This is a genomic window from Dielma fastidiosa, assembly GCF_003475485.1.
GTDB classification, from domain to species: domain Bacteria; phylum Bacillota_I; class Bacilli_A; order Erysipelotrichales; family Erysipelotrichaceae; genus Dielma; species Dielma fastidiosa.
On the sequence record NZ_QRQL01000003.1, the window covers coordinates 58,147 to 75,766 of the forward strand.

A 17,620-nucleotide genomic window follows, 5' to 3' on the forward strand; every position below is an offset into this window, starting at 1 on the left:
AGGAGGTACAGCTATGTACGCATGGGAATCGATACAATGCACGCTGGATTTTATTGAAGAAAATCTGGATGCGAAACAGGATATTAAACAATTGGCCGCGAAAGCAGCCCTATCCCCTTTTTATTATCAGCGGTTATTTACAAAATTAGTTAAAAAGCCGGTCATGGAATATATTAAGCTGCGGCGTTTGGCAAAGGCGTGTGAAATACTGAAGGAGAGTGATGATACAATCCTGAATATCGCGGTTAGCTGCGGTTTTGGTTCACAGGAAGTATTTACCCGCTCATTTAAAGATGCTTATGGCATGACACCGACAAGCTATCGTCAAAAGCCCATCATGCTGAATCAATTCGATAAGCCGGATTTGCTGCTGAATGAAACAGAGATTGAAGAAAATAGTCCGTTAGTCAGTGAGGGCATGGTGCTGGAAATGAAGCATATCGTTTTAGAACAGCCGATTCATTTTACAGGCATCAGCGGTATTGTTCCAATCAGCGCTCAGCTGCCGTTGGGAGAAACCTGCGGGGTAGATATACCCGGTCAATTATGGACGCAGTTTCATCAGCTGAAACATCAGCTGCCCAAACTTCATCACGGCCGTGAAATTGGCGTTTCTTATCTGAACAGCAAAACCCCTGATGGCTGCTTTACCTATTTTACCGGTGCCGAGTGTGAAGCCGCTAATACCCAATGGGAGAGCTTCACTCTGCCGCCAAGAGCCTACATTATCTGCAGCTTTGAAGCGGAAACCTTTGATGAGCTGGTAACGGCTTCGCTCAATAAAGCGGTAAAATTCAGCACTCGGTGGCTGTCTGAACATGGTTATGTGATGGATTGTTTCGCACCTGAAATTTATCATACTGCGCAGATTCCATCGATGGAGCTCTGGTATCCGTATCAGTCTCAATAATTAAAAAGATCTCGCTTTTCATCAGTGAGATCTTTTAACTATTTTATTTAGATAATTCAAGGAACTGGTCGATCAGTTCTTCACAGGATACCATGGCATCTTCCCAGAATTCCTCTTTGGTCAGATCAATATCACAGATCGCCGCTACATCCTCAACGCTGCTGATTGTTGTCGCATGCAGCAATTCACGATATTTAGGCACAAAATCAGCGCCTTCCTTCTTATATTTCGCATAGAGGCCTCTGGCAAACAGACCGCCGAACGCATATGGGAAATTATAGAAGCTTAAGCCTGAAGAATAATAATGAGATTTACAGATCCACATATAAGGATTCAATGTCTTTTCATCAAGACCATCACCATATGCCTTCTTCTGTGCTTCAATCATCATTTCACATAAACTGTCAGCAAACATGAATTGATCCTTCGCATTTTCAAAAACAGCACTTTCAAACAGATACCGTGAATAAATATCACAGATGATCTGATTCAGATCCTGAAGCTGTTTTTCAATCAGCGCCATTTTTTCTTTTTTATCTTCTGTTTCATCAATAACAGAATTCATAATCAAATTCTCATTGAAGGTAGACGCCGTCTCAGCAACCGGCATTGAATAGTTTACATTCAGCGGCCGGTGGTCTTGAATGTTGTAGCCGTGATAAGCATGTCCCAGCTCATGGGCCAAAGTAACGACATCACCTAACGCGCCGTCAAAATTAGTGAGTACACGGCTCTGTTTAAACTGCGGCAGGTTTTCACAGAACGCACCGCCGACTTTACCCTTATGCGGATAAAAATCAATCCATGCATTGTCAAAGGCCTCGGCGACCATATCGGCAAGATCATCAGCGAAGCCGCGGAAATGATTAACTAAATAATCTCTGGCTTCTTCCACTGTGAATTTACGATCACTTTCACCTAACGGTGCAAATAAATCATACCATGGCAGTCCGTTCTCATGTCCTAATAATTCTGCCTTGCGCTTCATATAAGCTCTGAATTTAGGCATATGCTTATCCATTGCCTTCAGCATAGCATCAAGGGTTGAACGCTGCATGCGGCTGTCCTCCAGCGTCATTGCCAGCGGTGATTCATAGCCTCTTAACTTCGCTACCGTGTTAACCTGTTTCTTAATATTATTCAGCGCGAAAGCCACCGGCTCCTTGATTTTCTCATAACCCGCCAGCTCAGCTTCATAAGCGGCCTTGCGTACCTCAGCGCTTTCATCATAGGCTAGATTGCGCACCATGCTCAGGTTAACCATTTCACCCTTGTAATCCACTTCTAAGGTAGAAGTCATGTATTCCTGAAGATTGCCCCATGCTTCACCGCCGGTCAGATCCATCATTGAAAGAACTTCTTCTACTTCTTCACTCAGCAGATGCTTAGCATTCTGTTTGATTTCATGAAGCATGAAACGATAGGTTTTTAATAATTCATCCTGTTCAATCACTTCATCAAGATTTTCAATCCCGGCAATAAACTTATTGATGGCAGTAGTTGGTTTAGCAGTTGCCGCCATCATCTGACTCAGCTGCGCGCCATAAGCAACTGTCTGGGCATCTGATGTGTTGACCGTCTGCCGAAGATTGATGTAGTAGGCAAGCCGGCTTACCGCCAATGTCAGCTTTTCATTCAGCATCAGCACTTCCACTAGCTTATCCTTGATTGCACCCTCATCAAGATGCTTCGCGCATTCGCTCAATTCATCGATTAAAGCCGGCAGAGCTTTAAAATCATGCTGAAATTCTTCACTTTCATAACTCTTATACAAGATATCAAGATTCCATTCTTTATTCATCGTTTTTCCTCCTTGCATTAGTATGCTTCAATTACTCTGTAATATAAGCCAGGATCAATTTCATCGTCGCGTCAAGAGCCTGCATATGCGTGCGCTCCATCCCATGAGACGCGTGGACACCCGGACCAATCAAGGCACCCTTAATATCATTGCCGCCGCGCAGGCCGGCACCGACATCACTACCATAGTATGGATAAATATCCACGGCAAAGTTTAGCTTTTCACGCTTTGCCAATTCAATCAGCTTGCTGGTCATCGCGTAATCATAAGGCCCGCCGCTGTCTTTTGCACAAATCGATACATCATATTCACTGCATGCCAGATCAAGACCGATACAGCCCATATCACAGGCAATCAGCTCATTAAGCGCAGGCAGTGAGCTGGCGCCATGACCTACCTCTTCATAAGTGGTAATGATAAAGATACAGCGATGCTTTGGCGTAATCTTTTGTTCACGCATCATTTTTAATACGCCAAACAGACATACGACAGAAATCTTATCATCAAGAAACCGGCTTTTCACAAAACCGCTTGGTGTAATTACCGTTTTTGGATCATAGGCAATAATATCCCCATTCATGATGCCCAATGCCTTTACATCTTCTTTATTCTTTACAACCTCATCGATTCTTACCAGCATGTTGTCACAGTCACGCGCCTTGCTTTTGGCATCCGCGTAAACATGAACCGCCGGTGAAGAAGACAAAATCGTACCGGTGTAGACCTTTTGATCACGGGTGATGATCCGGCAGTATTCACCATCCAGGGTTGGCATGATGGGGCCGCCTAAGGCGGTAATTGCCAGTGTGCCGTCCGCATTGATTGAACGTACCATTAATCCCAATGTATCAGTATGCGCGCTGATACCTACCGTTCTTGATTCATCACAGCCATTCACCATGATATGCAGATTGCCTTTCTCATTGCGGAAGGCCGCATAACCAAGACTTTGGGCCTCCTGCTCTAAAAAGGCTATCGCATTGCCCGTATAACCGCTGGGGGAGTCAATACTGAACAGCTTTTCAGCCAATGCTTTGATATACTCTTTATCCATTTCATTCTCCTCTTTCAATTGTGACACAATCCATGCCGTCACTTTCTTTCATTTTTACACGTATCGTCTCCTGAATCGAGCTGGGTATATTTTTACCGACATAATCAGCCCGTATCGGCAGCTCACGATGGCCGCGGTCAACCAGCACTGCCAGCTGAACCTCTTTGGCCCGTCCATAATGCAGGATACCTTCAAGCGCCGCTCTGACTGTCCGTCCCTTAAACAAGACATCATCAACCAGAATCACTTTCTTATCTTTTACTGAAAAATCAATCTCCGGCAATGGGTATTTCTCATCAAGATCATCACGCCATGCCTGAATATTCATCGCATGACATTCAACCTCAACCCCTTCTACCTTCTTAATCAGCGCCGCCATTCTTAGGGCCAGGAATTCACCACGGGTTTTAATACCCACTAATACGATGTTATCCACACCCTTGTTGCGTTCAATAATTTCATGAGACATACGGGTTAAAGAACGCCGCATCGCATCTTCATCTAGTATAATTTTTTTCTCCATTGTTCACCTCTAAAATAAATCCATGATTTCTTTCTTGCTCATGCTTGTAATTAAACCATCATTCTCATTGATAATCGAATCTGATAAATCCTTCTTAAGATCCTGTAAGGTCTGAATCTTTTCCTCAATCGTATCCTTCATAATCAGCTTAAATACTTGTACATTCTTATGCTGACCAATCCGATACGCGCGGTCGGTCGCCTGATTCTGGGCAGAGACATTCCACCATGGATCAAAGTGAATCACGACCTCAGCACTGGTCAGATTCAAACCGGTGCCGCCGGCTTTTAATGAGATTAGGAAAACCTGTGTATCATCCTGATTAAAGGCATGGACACTATTTTGACGATCAATTTTGGAAGTTGATCCTTTAAGCAGATAATACGATATCTTTTCTTTTTTTAATTCAGTTTCAATCAATGCCAATAAGCTTGTGAATTGTGAAAAGATTAAAACCTTCTTCTTTGATTCACAGCACTGATGGATCAATTCCATACAGGCATTCAGCTTGCATGATTCACCGGTATAATGATCATAAATCAACCGTGGATCACAGCAGAACTGACGCAGCCGAGTCAGCATTGACAGAATTAAAATCTTACTCTTTTCAAAACCGTTCTTATTAAATTCATTGCTTAATTCCTGTTTGATAGAAGCTACATTGGCGATATAGAGCTTACGGCTTTCTTCATCCATATCGATAACCATTGTATTTTCAACCTTTTCCGGCAATTCCTTTAATACATCTTTTTTGATTCTTCTTAATATAAAAGGTTCGACCATGCGTTTTAAGCTTTCCAGCATCACATCATCATGATCTCTGACAATTGGAATCTCAAAGCTTTTCCTAAAATGGTTATAGCTGTACAGATAACCCGGCATCAAGAAATCAAAGATGCTCCAAAGCTCCGCCAGTGAATTCTCAATTGGTGTACCAGTTAAGGCAAATTTATTCGCGCTGCTGATCTTTTTCACACTGATCGCGTTCTTTGTGGAAGTATTTTTAATATACTGAGCTTCGTCTAATATCTGGAACTGGAAATGACGGCCCTCATACTGATCCACATCCCGTTTCAAATAATCATAAGAAGTGATCAGCACATCATAGTCATCAGCCATCGCAATCAGCTTTGAGCGTTCTTCAGCGGTGCCGCTGATAACCAAAGAGCGAAGACTTGGCGCGAATTTTTTGATTTCACTTTCCCAGTTAAGGATCAGTGAACTTGGACAGATAACTAAACTGGTACTTTCAGGATGATGCAGCCGTTCATCTTCAAATAAGGTGATGACCTGAATCGTTTTACCGATACCCATATCATCAGCCAGAATGCCGCCAAAGCCATAGGAGGCCATGGTTTTAAGCCATCGGAAGCCGACTTTCTGATAATTTCTAAGGATTGGCTTTAAAGCCGCCGGTACACTGTAGTCACTGTCGGATACGTTTTTAATCGCTTTCACCAAGGTTTTGAAATTGCCGTCACGCTCAACCTTTAAAAGCTCCATCTTACGCAGCCGGGCATCTAAAGACAGCGAGCGGTATTTTTCAACGACAATATGTCCCTCATTCAATTCTTTGCTGGAAACATTCAGACCATTAAGCGCTTCGCTTAACTCACTCAGCGATGAATCCTCAAGGTTGATGAAGGAGCCTGATTTCATACGGTAATATTTCTTGTTTAAGCTATATGCCTGAAGTACATTCTGTAATTCATCAATCGGGAAATCACTCGTATCAAACTGAATTTCTAAAAGATCATTTTCAATCTTAACACCCATGGAAATTGAGACATTGCTGCGGATCTGTACTTGCTTGATCTTATCGGTCGCATAGATCTGACAGCAGTGTTCACATTCCTCGATGCCCTGAGAGAAAAATTCGTAAAAGGCGTCCTGACTGTTTTCAATATAAGAGATACCGGTTGTATTATCAATGCGGGTCATATATTTTCTGACAATCATCTGAATCGCAATCTCCTCTGAGAAATTACGGTAGGTACTCATTTTCGTAGGCATGAAGGCATTATACTCCTCACTGCCATAGCTGAATACGAGCCGGGCACTGACTACGTTATGCTTAGGCATATCCAAATATAAACGGGCAGCCAAAGGCAGCGGCGCAAATTCACTGATATCATCTCCGCTTAAAACAATGAGTGAATTGATTGAAGTTAAGACATTGTTATAGAAGGAAGGCATATGTCTGACATCGACCAACAAGCCCCGCTTAATCGATGCGAACAGCTTCAGCAGCGGCATCAGATGGGTGGAATATTCACTGTCTAAGCGATAGAGAATTAAATCGTGAAACAAATAGAGATGCTGTTTGCCTTCAATTAATTTAAAATCTTTCAGCGATAAGGTAAATTCATAGGTTGTATCATCATAACGCATCGCGTTTAAGCGCAGCGGCGGATTTTCATCCTTGAAGACGACATTGATAATTCGGTTAGCTTCAATATGATAATTGATGCCTTCACTCATAAAACGGTCAAAGAAGGCGTCAACAGAGCTAGGCTTCATATAAAGCAGGCGCGGATTGGCGGCAAGACTGCGGTTTTCATAATAAACATGATCAAATTCGAGCGTTTCCATGAAGGTCAGCAGCTTCTGAGCTTGATCATTGAGCGAGTAACTGTTGTGGATAAACTCACATTCATTGCCATATTGTATGACTACATTCTGCTGCATATCATGAAGAAACTGAGTTGGATTTTTTAATATGTAAAGCTTATTATAACCGAGCTTAAAGCTGAGCGCGGCCGCTGTGAGCGGTGTTGTATCCAATAATTCTAAGATCGGCATAATCTGAATCTTACGGCCGTTATTCATCGCCAAGGTGGAATACACAATACTTTGTTCATATTCCTTAATACAATCCAGTACCTGCGGGTCAGTCAAGACCGTCTTGGCCTTATCTGCTTCTTGATTTGCCAGCTCTTTAAAGTAGAGCTTCAGTAAAACAGCGACCGCGTGGCGGCATACCGGATGGGAGGTGCCATGCAGCGGACAGTTGCAGTGATGGGCTTTAATCGTATAATCATCCTTAGTAATTGCCAGATTGACTTCATAGTAGGTTTTATCTTCCTGTACGGTCGCATTCACTAAAATAATGGCAGGATCAAAGTTAGCATCTACCTCTAAAGATACTACCCGGCCATCTTCATAGTATTTAAGACCTTCATTATATATATCAGGGCTGATTGCAAAATCTTTTATTTGCGCTAGCGTCAATTCCATATCGATCCTCCAAGCTCCATATCATTACTCTTTATTCTATCATTTTCTTTGGCTGATGTCTTGAAAAAAAATGAGCAGTGACTCTTTTTAACTTACTTATGCACAAAAAGGGGCGCTTTGAATATTTTCCAGAATCGCTTTCGCTAAGTCAACCGCGCTTCGGTAATCAGCATAACTGGCAAAGCCGTGATGGGAGTGAATATAGCGTACCGGAATACCGATGACGATCGTCGGTATATCTTTGACATGAATAAAAGCACCGTTTGTACCGCCGCCGCTGCGCACACTTTCCTGACAGGGAATCTGTTTAGCATCCGCAAGCTGTAATGCAAAACGCTGAAAACCGGGATGGGTTATCATTGAACGGTCAAAATGCCGCAGCATGCAGCCCTTTTTCAAAGCGGTTTGAATCATATAGGGTTCCTGAAACGTATCATCAGCCGGACAGCCTTCAAAGACAATGGCCAAATCTGGTTTCAACCGTTCAAGGTTGGCCTGAATGCCGCGCTCACCGACCTCTTCCTGCACTGAGAAGGAGGCACAGACATCAGCGGCTGGCTGCTGTAATTCCTTAAGCGTATCAATCAGCGCTGAAACGCCAATGCGGCAGTCTAGTGCTTTCCCTAAAATTAAATCATGTCTTTCATCATAGCTGCATGTGACATCAGGCACCGCTGGGGCAGCCATTCCTATTTTAAAATTCTCCTTGAGATCGGTATCACTCACCGCTCCGACATCGATGACCATCTTACTCAGATCAGCCCCCGCATGCTTTTCACTCTCACTCATAAAATGAATCGGTTTGGCGGCAATGATTCCCTCAATCAGCTCGCCATCTGTGCTGCGGACTTTCACCTTGTGAGCCGGTGCTGTATTCGCTACCCAGCCGCCCAATGGCAGAAACGGCATTGTACCGTTAGGTTTCACTGCCTGAATAATAAAGCCTACCTCATCAAGATGGGCATCCAGCATGACCTTTAAACGATTGCCGGTATTTTTAATGGATTGTGCGGTTACATTGTGCAGACTGTCCTCATGAACATCCTTTACCTGAACCAGCATCTTTTTTACTAAAGCCGCGATATCTTCTTCAAAGCCGCTGGGACCAAAAGCGTCAGAAAGCGCGCATATCTGTTTTATTGAATCATTCATCATTTTATCCTCTTTTCAATTGCAAAACTATTATACACCAATCCGCCATTCATGGTAGAATATTATCAAGGAGAAAAGAAAGGATGGGGAGGCGAGGATGCAACTAGGTATTTCTGAAAAGGATAAAGAAAGATTAAACTGCATTATCCGCTGGCTGCAATTAAAGCATCACATAAAAGTTGAAAATATGATCGAAGGTATCTGTTCACGAGGTACCTACAATAAGATCCGCAAAGGGGAAGCGGTTAAGAATGATGAAATCTATGAACGGCTGCTGGCCATCTTTGGATATGAATATACTTATGATGAGCAGCAGGAGGCTGAACTGGAAATCATGTTCAGAGAACTGAGACTAAAAGCTGACCGCTATGATCCGGATCGTCAGAATACGATGGATGAATGTATCCGTTATTTAAAAGCGCAGGGCAGCAGTGTGTTTTGCTCGCTGTATCTTGAAGCGTTGGAAATGATTAATGATTATTGGAATAAGGATATATCTGATCGTGATCATGCCGAAGAATTGTTTCAAATCATATCGATATTTCCTGATCCGCTGATTGATATGCTGATGGATTTTATCTTCAGGATGCGCTGGAATGCTCATCTTGACCGGCCTGAATTATTTGAAGAATTGATGGATGTCTATGATTTTAAACATTCTGCCTGCATCAGCAACCGCATGAATTATATTCATATCTTAATTTTTAACCGCCGTAATTTTGATGCGGCCATGGAAATTGACAAGCTGGAAAAATTAATTGATCCCAACCGCAATGCGGCTCAATATCTGCGTCTTTTTGTCTTTAAGCTGCAGATGATCAATAACATCCAGGGAAAATCAATTCTTGAATATTATGAACAGCTGAAATGCTTCTTACACACACATTATGAGCAGCTGCCTTATAAACAAAGCATGAGCTCTTTATACAACATCGGCATTTATCTGTTTGATCAGGGGCATTTTGATGAGGCTAAAAAGGTATTGGAATATGTCGGCAAGCTGCCGCGCTATAAGTATAAAACCTATATCCTGCTGCAGGGAATATCCCGTCAGGTCGATCATTGCCGGCTGAAAACCAATCCGGATCTTGACCGCTTGCAGGACGAAAGTCATAAGCTGCAGGCGATGGTCAATTATTTCTGTCACCGTGAAGAGAAAACATTTGATGAACAAGTCAATGAATTGAATCAGGTAGTTTGTACATATATGGAAAAAAGCGGTCTTGATGATCCATTTTATGAGATATTCAGAGATGAAATGACCGCATTATTTGATGAGGAATGCGCGCGTGTTCCTGAAAACAGGGCAGTTCTGACACTTAAGTATCATTTGCTGCGTAAATTCAGACAGGTTGTGGAATAAAAATTAGAAAAAAAGCCGTTAAATGTGCTAATTGTCATTTATAAACCAAAATTTTCTAGTTTTTACACAGACGATAAAAAATGTGCTATCCTAAACATGTGAAAAAAGTCATGAGAGTGACTTCATTGATGCGAAAACATTCAACGGGGGTTGAATGTTTTTTCAGCTTTCAAGCATCAAATTGATTGTTTTTTGACGCTGAGTGGTATAATGATAAAAAAGAGAGAAGGGTTAAAATGAGTTTTCTTGATACATTGAGAAAAGATAAAATGGAAGCATTAAAGAATAAGGATACGGTTAAGAATGGTGTATGTTCACTGTTGATATCAGCGATTGCCTTAAAGGAAAAAGAGGGACATGCGGAATTGAGTGATGATGAGGCGATGAGTTATGTGCAGAAAGAGTTAAAGCAGACGAAAGAAGCTTTATCGCTGACACCTGCTGATCGTATGGATTTGATAGAGGAGACTAAGCGCAAGATTGAAATTCTTGAGGCCTATCTGCCTAAGCAGATGAGCGCTGATGAATTACAAGCGGCAATTCTTGAGATCCTTGAAGAAAAGCAGCTTGAACGCAGCAATAAAAGCAAGGGCATATTGATTAAAGAAACGCTGGCCCGCTATCCTGGCAAAACTGACGGCAAGGCGGTCAATCAGGCATTGGCCCAACTGCTTAAATAAATTAAAAAGACACCGGTATGCATTGTATCATTCAATGTGCCAGTGTCTATTTTCTTATTTGTTTTCAGCTAATGTTTTAATCTCACCGTTGAGGACAGCACCCTGCGATACCCCAATGCGGCGTGTCTGAATATTGCCGTTTAATACAGCGTGTTCTTTAATCAGACAAGTATCTTCCGCGATGATTTTACCATTCATCTGGCCGTCCAGCGTTAATGAGCGGGCTGATAAATCACCGACGATAGTTGTTGCTTCATCAACGATGATATTCTCAAGCACTGAAGCATTGCCCTTAAGATCGGCTGCCGAAAAGGTTACGCTTTCGGCTTTAATATCGCCGGTAACCGTGCCGTTCAATAAAATGCAGCCGCCGGCTTCAATATTACCTTGTACATTACCGTGCAGCTCAATACTGCCGCCCGTCTTAATATTACCGATGATTTCAACATCGCTGCCGATAATTGTCGATGAATTGCTGGTTTTGTTTGGCTCAGCGGGCTTGGGAGGTTCGTTATGTGAAACAGGCTGCGGTTTTTCCAATTTAACCGGCTCCTCTTTTTCTTCACTGATTCCCATTTTGCGAATCAAATCCCCAAATGAATTTTTTGATGTAGTCGTATTCATAGTTTCCCTCCAGAAATGTGCCCCAATTTTTTATTATTATATCACATATTTTAAGGAATAGAAACTTATGGCAACAATGAAGAATTTATTTGTTTATTTACTTATAAGTATTTATTATTTCTTCAGCTTTTTCAATTAAGCAATCCACTAATGCTTGTGGTTCTAATACTTTTACACCGTTTCCTAAAGGTGTTAACTGTTGAGCAAAGAAGGGAATAGCTTCATTGGGAATGGATAATGCTATTTCCTCAAATTCATTACTCCATTCATAATTTCGGTAATCTACCCAGTCACTCTGATGCATCCGTGCAGCTTGCTTATTAATTAGATATCGAACACAAACCAGTGCTTTTTCATTACTGCAATTCTGCTGCCAATTTTTTAATGCTGATAATTGTTTTTCAAATTTGCTAATTACTTGGAAGCTAAGAACTCTATCGACTCTAAATAAATTAATTCTATCATACTTAAGATCAAGCGCAGGAAAATACCAATAACCATTTTGGGAATAGATGCCGATTGGCACAAGCCTTTTTTCTTTTACTCCATCTACAGAATCATATTTAATTTCGATAATATTCTTATTCATAGAAGCATCTAAAATTTCTCTTAGATAAGTGCTTTGCACATGACGTATTGGCACATCCATTTTGATATATTGACCCATCTCTTGAAGTTCAATCTTTAGATAATCTGGAAGCTGAGCATACAATTTATCCTTAACCTTTTCCACTTCAATATTATAAGGGTTGGATATATAGTTATTTAAAATGCTATATGTGAAAATAATTGATGCTGTTTCTTCTAATGAAAAGCATATTGGTGGAAGCAGCTTATTATTTTCTATATGATATCCCCCATATTTTCCTTGAATTCCTTCAATTGGAACACCCATTTCATATAAGTCAGTGATATAACGTTGAACTGTTCTTTTAGAAATTTGAAACTCATCAGCAATCTCTTGTGCTGTGAAATCTTTTACTTTATTTACATACATCCAAATATCAATTAAAAGTTTGGATTTGCTCATGCCATCACCTCTTCTTTATACTACTCTAGTTCAAGTGATTTTTATATAAAAACACGAATTACTTTAGGAATAAATTTTAAAAGCACATAATCTTGAGATAAATAACCTTCTTTATGATATTCATAAAACCAATCTTCCCAAAACTCTTTTTTTAATTTTAAATCATCTAAGATACTAGTTTCACACTCCATTATCAGAAAACCACGGCCATTTGTGATTGAAATTTCAGTGATTTTTTGATTCATAATATTTTTAATTTTTTGACTTTGACGATTAGTTTGCATATATAAAGCATTTAAACCAGATTCTTTTAAAATCCCCATTATGGTTAAATGAACGTGATTTTCCTGAGATGTTCCTAATACAATATTGAATTTATCCATATTCATTGGATCAAGTTCATGCACAGTATTTGCACGGTTAATATAATGATTAATTTCTATTATACTTTCTTTATCTAATTGTTTTACATCGCCTTGATAATATACACTCATTTTGCCTTCTCCTTTTGAATTCTATAAAGAATTTCTTCCACTAAATATAATGATTTTTTTGCTTCTTTAAGATTTGTTAAACCTTCCGTATTTCTAAATTTAATTTGCTGAATACAATCGTTCAAACATTCTTCATAATGATTGTCCTTTCTTAAATCGATAGATTTAATACAATCATTTCTATACTCAATTAATTCAATTTTATTTCTATTATCTGTCCATGCAGTTTCTTGATAATGTAATATTCCATTTTCAAATATAGCTTCGTATTCTTCTTGAACACCATAATTTGCTGGCATCATAGAACAACATGAGTAATAAATAGCAGTTTCTGCAGAATGGAATGTCACATGGATACTTGATATATCCGCTGATACATCATTAATATTTATATTTTCAATGCTTAAATCACTTACGATCCAACTTAGAGCATCAAAATCTGAAAGTCCTGCTTCTACTATTAGCTGATGTATGCCTAAAGGGTGATGTCCCCAAACGGGGCCTGAATTATTCTTTAATCTTAATTCTAATAATTTACCCAGTTTCTGTTCATTAACGTATTGTAGTAAGGTTTGATAACATGGCCGATATCTCATAAAAAGGTTAGTCATGACTTGCCGACCTGTTAATTTTTCAACTTCTTCAATTTCTCTTATTTCATTCATATCTATCCCAACAGGAATTTCACAAATTACATCCTTTTGATGCTGCATTGCCATGATGGCCATTTCCTTATGCAGTAGATGCGGTAATGCAATGGAAACAAGTTTAATTTCCTCATTTTCCATAATAGACAATAAATTCGTTGTGATTTGAATAGGATATTGTTCTTTAAGTGCTTTCAGCTTTTCTTCACTTCTGCTAAAAACAAATATGTCATCAATATCAGGGTTCTTTAAAAAAGTCTGTATATGAACGATTCCAAATCCAATTCCCAATACTGCTACTTTCATAGTTTTCCTCCTTCTGTATTATTGCTACATTATCATCATAAACACATAAAACGACAATTTTAGTCATGTTTTAAAAGTTATTTACAAAAAAGAACAATGATAACATTGTTCTTAGATTAATAATCACACTAATTATAAATATATGAATAAGTAATGGCATACTTGTTTAGTTCTTATTTATAAACGGTATAGCTTCCTTTTTGACAGCTTTTACTGAAATAGAGCGCTTTGTCAGCATTTTTATACATATTTTGAAAGCTGCTGATCTGTTGATCATTGTAAGCAATACCGATAGTGCAACTAAACGGCATGGCAATCGTGTTCTTTAATTCATCAAGCAGGCTCTCAATCAATGCTTCCACATCTTCTTTGGATGAATAATCAGCGATAAATACACTGAATTCATCACCGCCAAGACGGCTGATTAGTTCATTGTGGCAGAAGGTTTTATTCAGCAGATCGGCAAAGCTGCGCAGGAAGAGATCCCCCTGAAGATGCCCGTAATTATCGTTGATTGATTTAAAGTCATCAATGTCAATCATGAGAAACGCGCAATGACGATCATGGGCTGCCAGCACGCTGTTGACACTTTTTTCATAGGCTGTGCGGTTATAAAGACCGGTCAGAGAATCAAGCTTAAGCTGCTGTTCAAGAAACATTGAACGCTCAATGGCATCGTTTGCTTTTTGAGTGATTGTTTTTGGATAAAATTCACCCATTGCCTGATCCATATTTGGAACTGAATGATGCAGGTTGCATAGGATTGCCTCACCGTTTTCATAACGATAGACAGCGGTAAAGCGAGTATCCATATCGGCTATGACTTGCGTTCTGCTATGACTGATTTCACGGGCATAAAAGCCGCCGTAAACAAAGCATAAATCATCACTGAGCGCCTGTGCTTCATACCATTCATCCATAATTTCAAACTGTGCGCCGTCTTGTTCCTGCTGATCTTTCGCAAGCAGCGCCGCCATGTTGTCAGCACCCTTAAATATCTCATGCTTGCCAGTTCCGATGATGATAAAATCATCAGCGATATGTTGGAGCAGAAATCTGAATTCAGCTTCTGAATGATCGATTAAGTAACTGCGCCAGAGTCTTTTCATGGAATCAATAGCTAATTGGTGAAATGCTGTTTGGTTCATAAAGCTGCCTCCTTTTCTGATGCAAGACGCAGCTGCAGGGCATAATTATCGTCTTGAATCATTTGATAGATATTTAATAATTCCTGAGCATGCTGATGCGCGGTTTCAAGAATATCGTCATAATGTTCAATCATACAGTCAACGACATGTACATCAATCAGCTGCTGCTGACTATAAGAGAGTAAAAGGGCAATTGTGGTATCCTTGGCATAAGCTTTTTTATAGCTGCGCCGTCCGCTTAAGGCACTGACGATATCAGCAACTGCAACGATTCGCTGCGGCAGTGTCAGATCCTTTTCACTAAGACCTAAAGGATAGCCGGAGCCATTTAATTTTTCATGATGGCGCAGGCTGATCTGGATAATTTCATCATCAAGCAGTCCATGCAGGATATGCTCAGTGAGGGTTACATGTGAGCGCATGATGGTCATCTGCGCCTCATTGAGTTTGCCGTCATATTCAAGAATTTCAACTGGGATACCGATTTTGCCAAGATCATGAAGCATAGCGCCGCAGACGATTTTCTGAACAAGGGCATCTGATAAGCCCATGCGCACGGCTATTTCACGGCTGATCGTCGTTGTGGTAATCGTATGTGTAACCGTATAACGGCTGCGGAAATCCATGCAGTATATGGCCATTTTCACATACTGATCAACTTCGGATTGGGTAAAGGGAATGCCGGTAAGCAGGGCGTGAAGTTCTTGGCTGTAGAGCTGTTCTTCAGACATCGGGTATTGGATTTGATGTTTCAGCAGCGCATCCGTGATTCGCTGATCAAAGCGATCGGCATTCTGTAATTCATGATGCAGTGATTCCCAGCTGTGACCTTCACTCAGATAAATATCAGCGCGGTCGGCAATGTTGATGATCTGCGCCATATCACGAAGCAATGGATCAAGTTTGAAATTCACTAATTCAGAAGCATTTGTGTGGTGATACAAAACCGCGTCCGCATAGTCTTTCAGCGGTGAAAAATACAGCAAAAACAGATAGCCGTAGATGGCATGCTGCCAGCTGCTGTCTGTTTCAAATTTTAATAAATTATCTATTTCATCAGTTTTATTGGCACCAATATCATGCAGTAAGGCAGTTAAAATAAGATTACGCCGAATAAGCGGATCACAATCAGGATATAATTCCTGAAGCATGTGATCGGCATGTGCCGCGACACGGAAACCATGATCTACCAATCTGGTATCGACATGATTCAACATACGCTGAAAAAGGGTAATCACAGAATGATTATCCATTGGATAAACAAAAGGCAGCATGGTAAAACCTCCCAGTTTTTTATAAACTCAATCTTTGTTAATTATACAATAGAAATAGGAAAATCAGCAATTAATTCATCACAATTGAATCAGAGATTGGCAAAAAAATAAAAAAAACCTGCCGCAATTGACAGGTATCCTTTTAAATGGTCGGGATGACAGGATTTGAACCTGCGACCCCTTACTCCCGAAGCAAGTGCACTACCAAGCTGTGCTACATCCCGATGACCTCTTATAATTCTACTCTATTTTTTCAGAATTGCAAGTCCTCTAAAGAAGCTTTTATGAATTTATTTGATTATTTGCTTCATAGATAAATTCATAAGTACGCGGCTGCAGCTGCTGAAACGTTTCCGGATCATACAGGTAATTAATATAGCTTTCCACAAAATATTCGCTGCAGTGATATTGGGGATCATAATAGGTGATGATCCGCGCATTATACTCATTATCCATTTCAGCTTCACATAGCTTTTGAAATTGAGCGGACGCGGAAAACTGAAAGCGGGCATCGATGACATGCAATGCTTCATGCAGCAGTGTTGTTTCTCTAAATAAAGAATCTGATAAATAAATAGTCGAACCAGTGTATTGATCATCAAGGAAGTAGGTACGTGTATAACCGCTTGTATTCGCAGAGAATTCCTCGTCGATTTCTTTTTGTTCAATAATTACGATTTCATCAAGATAAGGGAGGAAAGACGCTGGCAAGGGATAGGCATCATATTGATATTGGGCGATGATATCGGATATATCATTGGGTGTATTCAGTTCCACAGGCAAGCCATACAGCTTGATATCACTTGTCTGTCTTGAAAAAACAGTCGTAATTTCTTGGCTGTGATGGATGGCGGGAGACATAAATAATAAAAGCACAAACAGGAGTATAATTGTGAAAAAACGCATTGTATCACCTGTTTTAGTTTATGTCATGCTTTTATTTTCATTCTATAAAGCAAATATTCCAAATGATAATCTTATCTCATTGACATTATCGAATATCGATATTACAATTGAATTAGGAAATAACGAATATCGATATTGGACGGAGGTAATGCTGACAATGGCCAGAGAACGATTTCAGACATTAACGGAACAGATGTTTTATATCCTGCTTTGTCTTCGTGAAGAATGCTGCGGGACGGATATCATGGCCAAAGTAAAACAGCTGAGCGATGGCAGGGTGATGGTCGGCCCAGGAACGCTTTATAATTTACTTGAAAACTTCGTACTTGCGGATTTAATTGTTGAGACGAAGGTTGAAGGCCGCAAAAGAAGCTATATCATAACGGAAGCGGGGCAGCAGGCATTAGCGGATGAAGTTCAGCGATTGAAGTGTTTGATTCATGATTATCAGAAACCAATAATATAAAAGGG

General features: G+C 40.3%; 16 protein-coding genes and 1 tRNA gene. 4 read left to right on the forward strand and 13 right to left on the reverse strand.

Going from position 1 to position 17,620, the window contains the following annotated elements:
• Positions 1-13 precede the first annotated feature (13 nt).
• The gene (locus tag DWZ33_RS08245; RefSeq protein WP_118454479.1) at positions 14-910 is read left to right on the forward strand and encodes a helix-turn-helix domain-containing protein; all 897 of its coding nucleotides are present in this window, start codon (positions 14-16) and stop codon (positions 908-910) included.
• A gap of 43 nt (positions 911-953) precedes the next feature.
• On the opposite strand, the gene DWZ33_RS08250 is transcribed toward DWZ33_RS08245, so the two are convergent.
• The 5 genes from DWZ33_RS08250 to DWZ33_RS08265 form a co-directional block, all read right to left on the reverse strand.
• Positions 954-2,711, reverse strand: coding sequence for a M3 family oligoendopeptidase (locus tag DWZ33_RS08250; RefSeq protein ID WP_118454480.1), 1,758 nt, complete (start codon positions 2,709-2,711; stop codon positions 954-956).
• A 31-nt stretch (positions 2,712-2,742) separates the two neighbouring features.
• Positions 2,743-3,765 carry a M42 family metallopeptidase gene (locus tag DWZ33_RS08255; RefSeq protein WP_118454481.1) on the reverse strand — a complete coding sequence of 341 codons (1,023 nt, stop codon included), beginning with the start codon at positions 3,763-3,765 and terminating at the stop codon, positions 2,743-2,745.
• A gap of 1 nt (position 3,766) precedes the next feature.
• Positions 3,767-4,288, reverse strand: a complete 522-nt coding sequence (gene pyrR / locus DWZ33_RS17970; RefSeq protein WP_022938120.1) for a bifunctional pyr operon transcriptional regulator/uracil phosphoribosyltransferase PyrR — start codon at positions 4,286-4,288, stop codon at positions 3,767-3,769.
• Between the two features lie 9 nt (positions 4,289-4,297).
• Complete coding sequence (locus DWZ33_RS08260; RefSeq protein ID WP_022938119.1) at positions 4,298-7,525, reverse strand: SNF2-related protein; 3,228 nt, start codon at positions 7,523-7,525, stop codon at positions 4,298-4,300.
• A gap of 96 nt (positions 7,526-7,621) precedes the next feature.
• Positions 7,622-8,677, reverse strand: coding sequence for a M42 family metallopeptidase (locus DWZ33_RS08265; RefSeq protein WP_118454667.1), 1,056 nt, complete (start codon positions 8,675-8,677; stop codon positions 7,622-7,624).
• Between the two features lie 97 nt (positions 8,678-8,774).
• Here DWZ33_RS08265 and DWZ33_RS08270 point away from each other — a divergent pair, with 97 nt between their 5' ends.
• The gene (locus tag DWZ33_RS08270; RefSeq protein WP_118454482.1) at positions 8,775-10,040 is read left to right on the forward strand and encodes a hypothetical protein; all 1,266 of its coding nucleotides are present in this window, start codon (positions 8,775-8,777) and stop codon (positions 10,038-10,040) included.
• 236 nt (positions 10,041-10,276) lie between these two features.
• Complete coding sequence (locus DWZ33_RS08275) at positions 10,277-10,720, forward strand: GatB/YqeY domain-containing protein (RefSeq protein WP_118454483.1); 444 nt, start codon at positions 10,277-10,279, stop codon at positions 10,718-10,720.
• Between the two features lie 54 nt (positions 10,721-10,774).
• Here the strand turns inward: DWZ33_RS08275 and DWZ33_RS08280 are convergent, their stop codons facing one another.
• From DWZ33_RS08280 to DWZ33_RS08315, 8 genes are all read right to left on the reverse strand, one after another.
• Complete coding sequence (locus DWZ33_RS08280) at positions 10,775-11,344, reverse strand: bactofilin family protein (protein ID WP_022938115.1); 570 nt, start codon at positions 11,342-11,344, stop codon at positions 10,775-10,777.
• A 97-nt stretch (positions 11,345-11,441) separates the two neighbouring features.
• Positions 11,442-12,374 (reverse strand): helix-turn-helix transcriptional regulator, encoded by a 933-nt coding sequence (locus DWZ33_RS08285; RefSeq protein WP_118454484.1) that lies wholly within the window; start codon positions 12,372-12,374, stop codon positions 11,442-11,444.
• A gap of 41 nt (positions 12,375-12,415) precedes the next feature.
• On the reverse strand, positions 12,416-12,868 hold the full coding sequence (locus DWZ33_RS08290) for a pyridoxamine 5'-phosphate oxidase family protein (protein WP_118454485.1): 453 nt from the start codon (positions 12,866-12,868) through the stop codon (positions 12,416-12,418).
• Positions 12,865-13,821, reverse strand: coding sequence for a Gfo/Idh/MocA family protein (locus tag DWZ33_RS08295; protein ID WP_118454486.1), 957 nt, complete (start codon positions 13,819-13,821; stop codon positions 12,865-12,867). Before DWZ33_RS08295 ends, DWZ33_RS08290 begins: the two co-directional genes overlap by 4 nt.
• Positions 13,822-13,994: 173 nt before the next feature.
• Positions 13,995-14,969 (reverse strand): GGDEF domain-containing protein, encoded by a 975-nt coding sequence (locus tag DWZ33_RS08300; protein WP_118454487.1) that lies wholly within the window; start codon positions 14,967-14,969, stop codon positions 13,995-13,997.
• Positions 14,966-16,243: an HD-GYP domain-containing protein gene (locus DWZ33_RS08305; protein WP_118454488.1), complete on the reverse strand. Its 1,278-nt coding sequence runs from the start codon at positions 16,241-16,243 to the stop codon at positions 14,966-14,968. Before DWZ33_RS08305 ends, DWZ33_RS08300 begins: the two co-directional genes overlap by 4 nt.
• Before the next feature lie 147 nt (positions 16,244-16,390).
• A tRNA-Pro gene (locus DWZ33_RS08310) sits at positions 16,391-16,467 on the reverse strand.
• 58 nt (positions 16,468-16,525) lie between these two features.
• Positions 16,526-17,149 carry a hypothetical protein gene (locus DWZ33_RS08315; protein ID WP_118454489.1) on the reverse strand — a complete coding sequence of 208 codons (624 nt, stop codon included), beginning with the start codon at positions 17,147-17,149 and terminating at the stop codon, positions 16,526-16,528.
• Between DWZ33_RS08315 and DWZ33_RS18265 the strand changes: the two genes are divergently transcribed.
• Complete coding sequence (locus tag DWZ33_RS18265; RefSeq protein ID WP_244925863.1) at positions 17,136-17,615, forward strand: PadR family transcriptional regulator; 480 nt, start codon at positions 17,136-17,138, stop codon at positions 17,613-17,615. The genes DWZ33_RS08315 and DWZ33_RS18265 overlap by 14 nt on opposite strands.
• Positions 17,616-17,620: the final 5 nt, after the last annotated feature.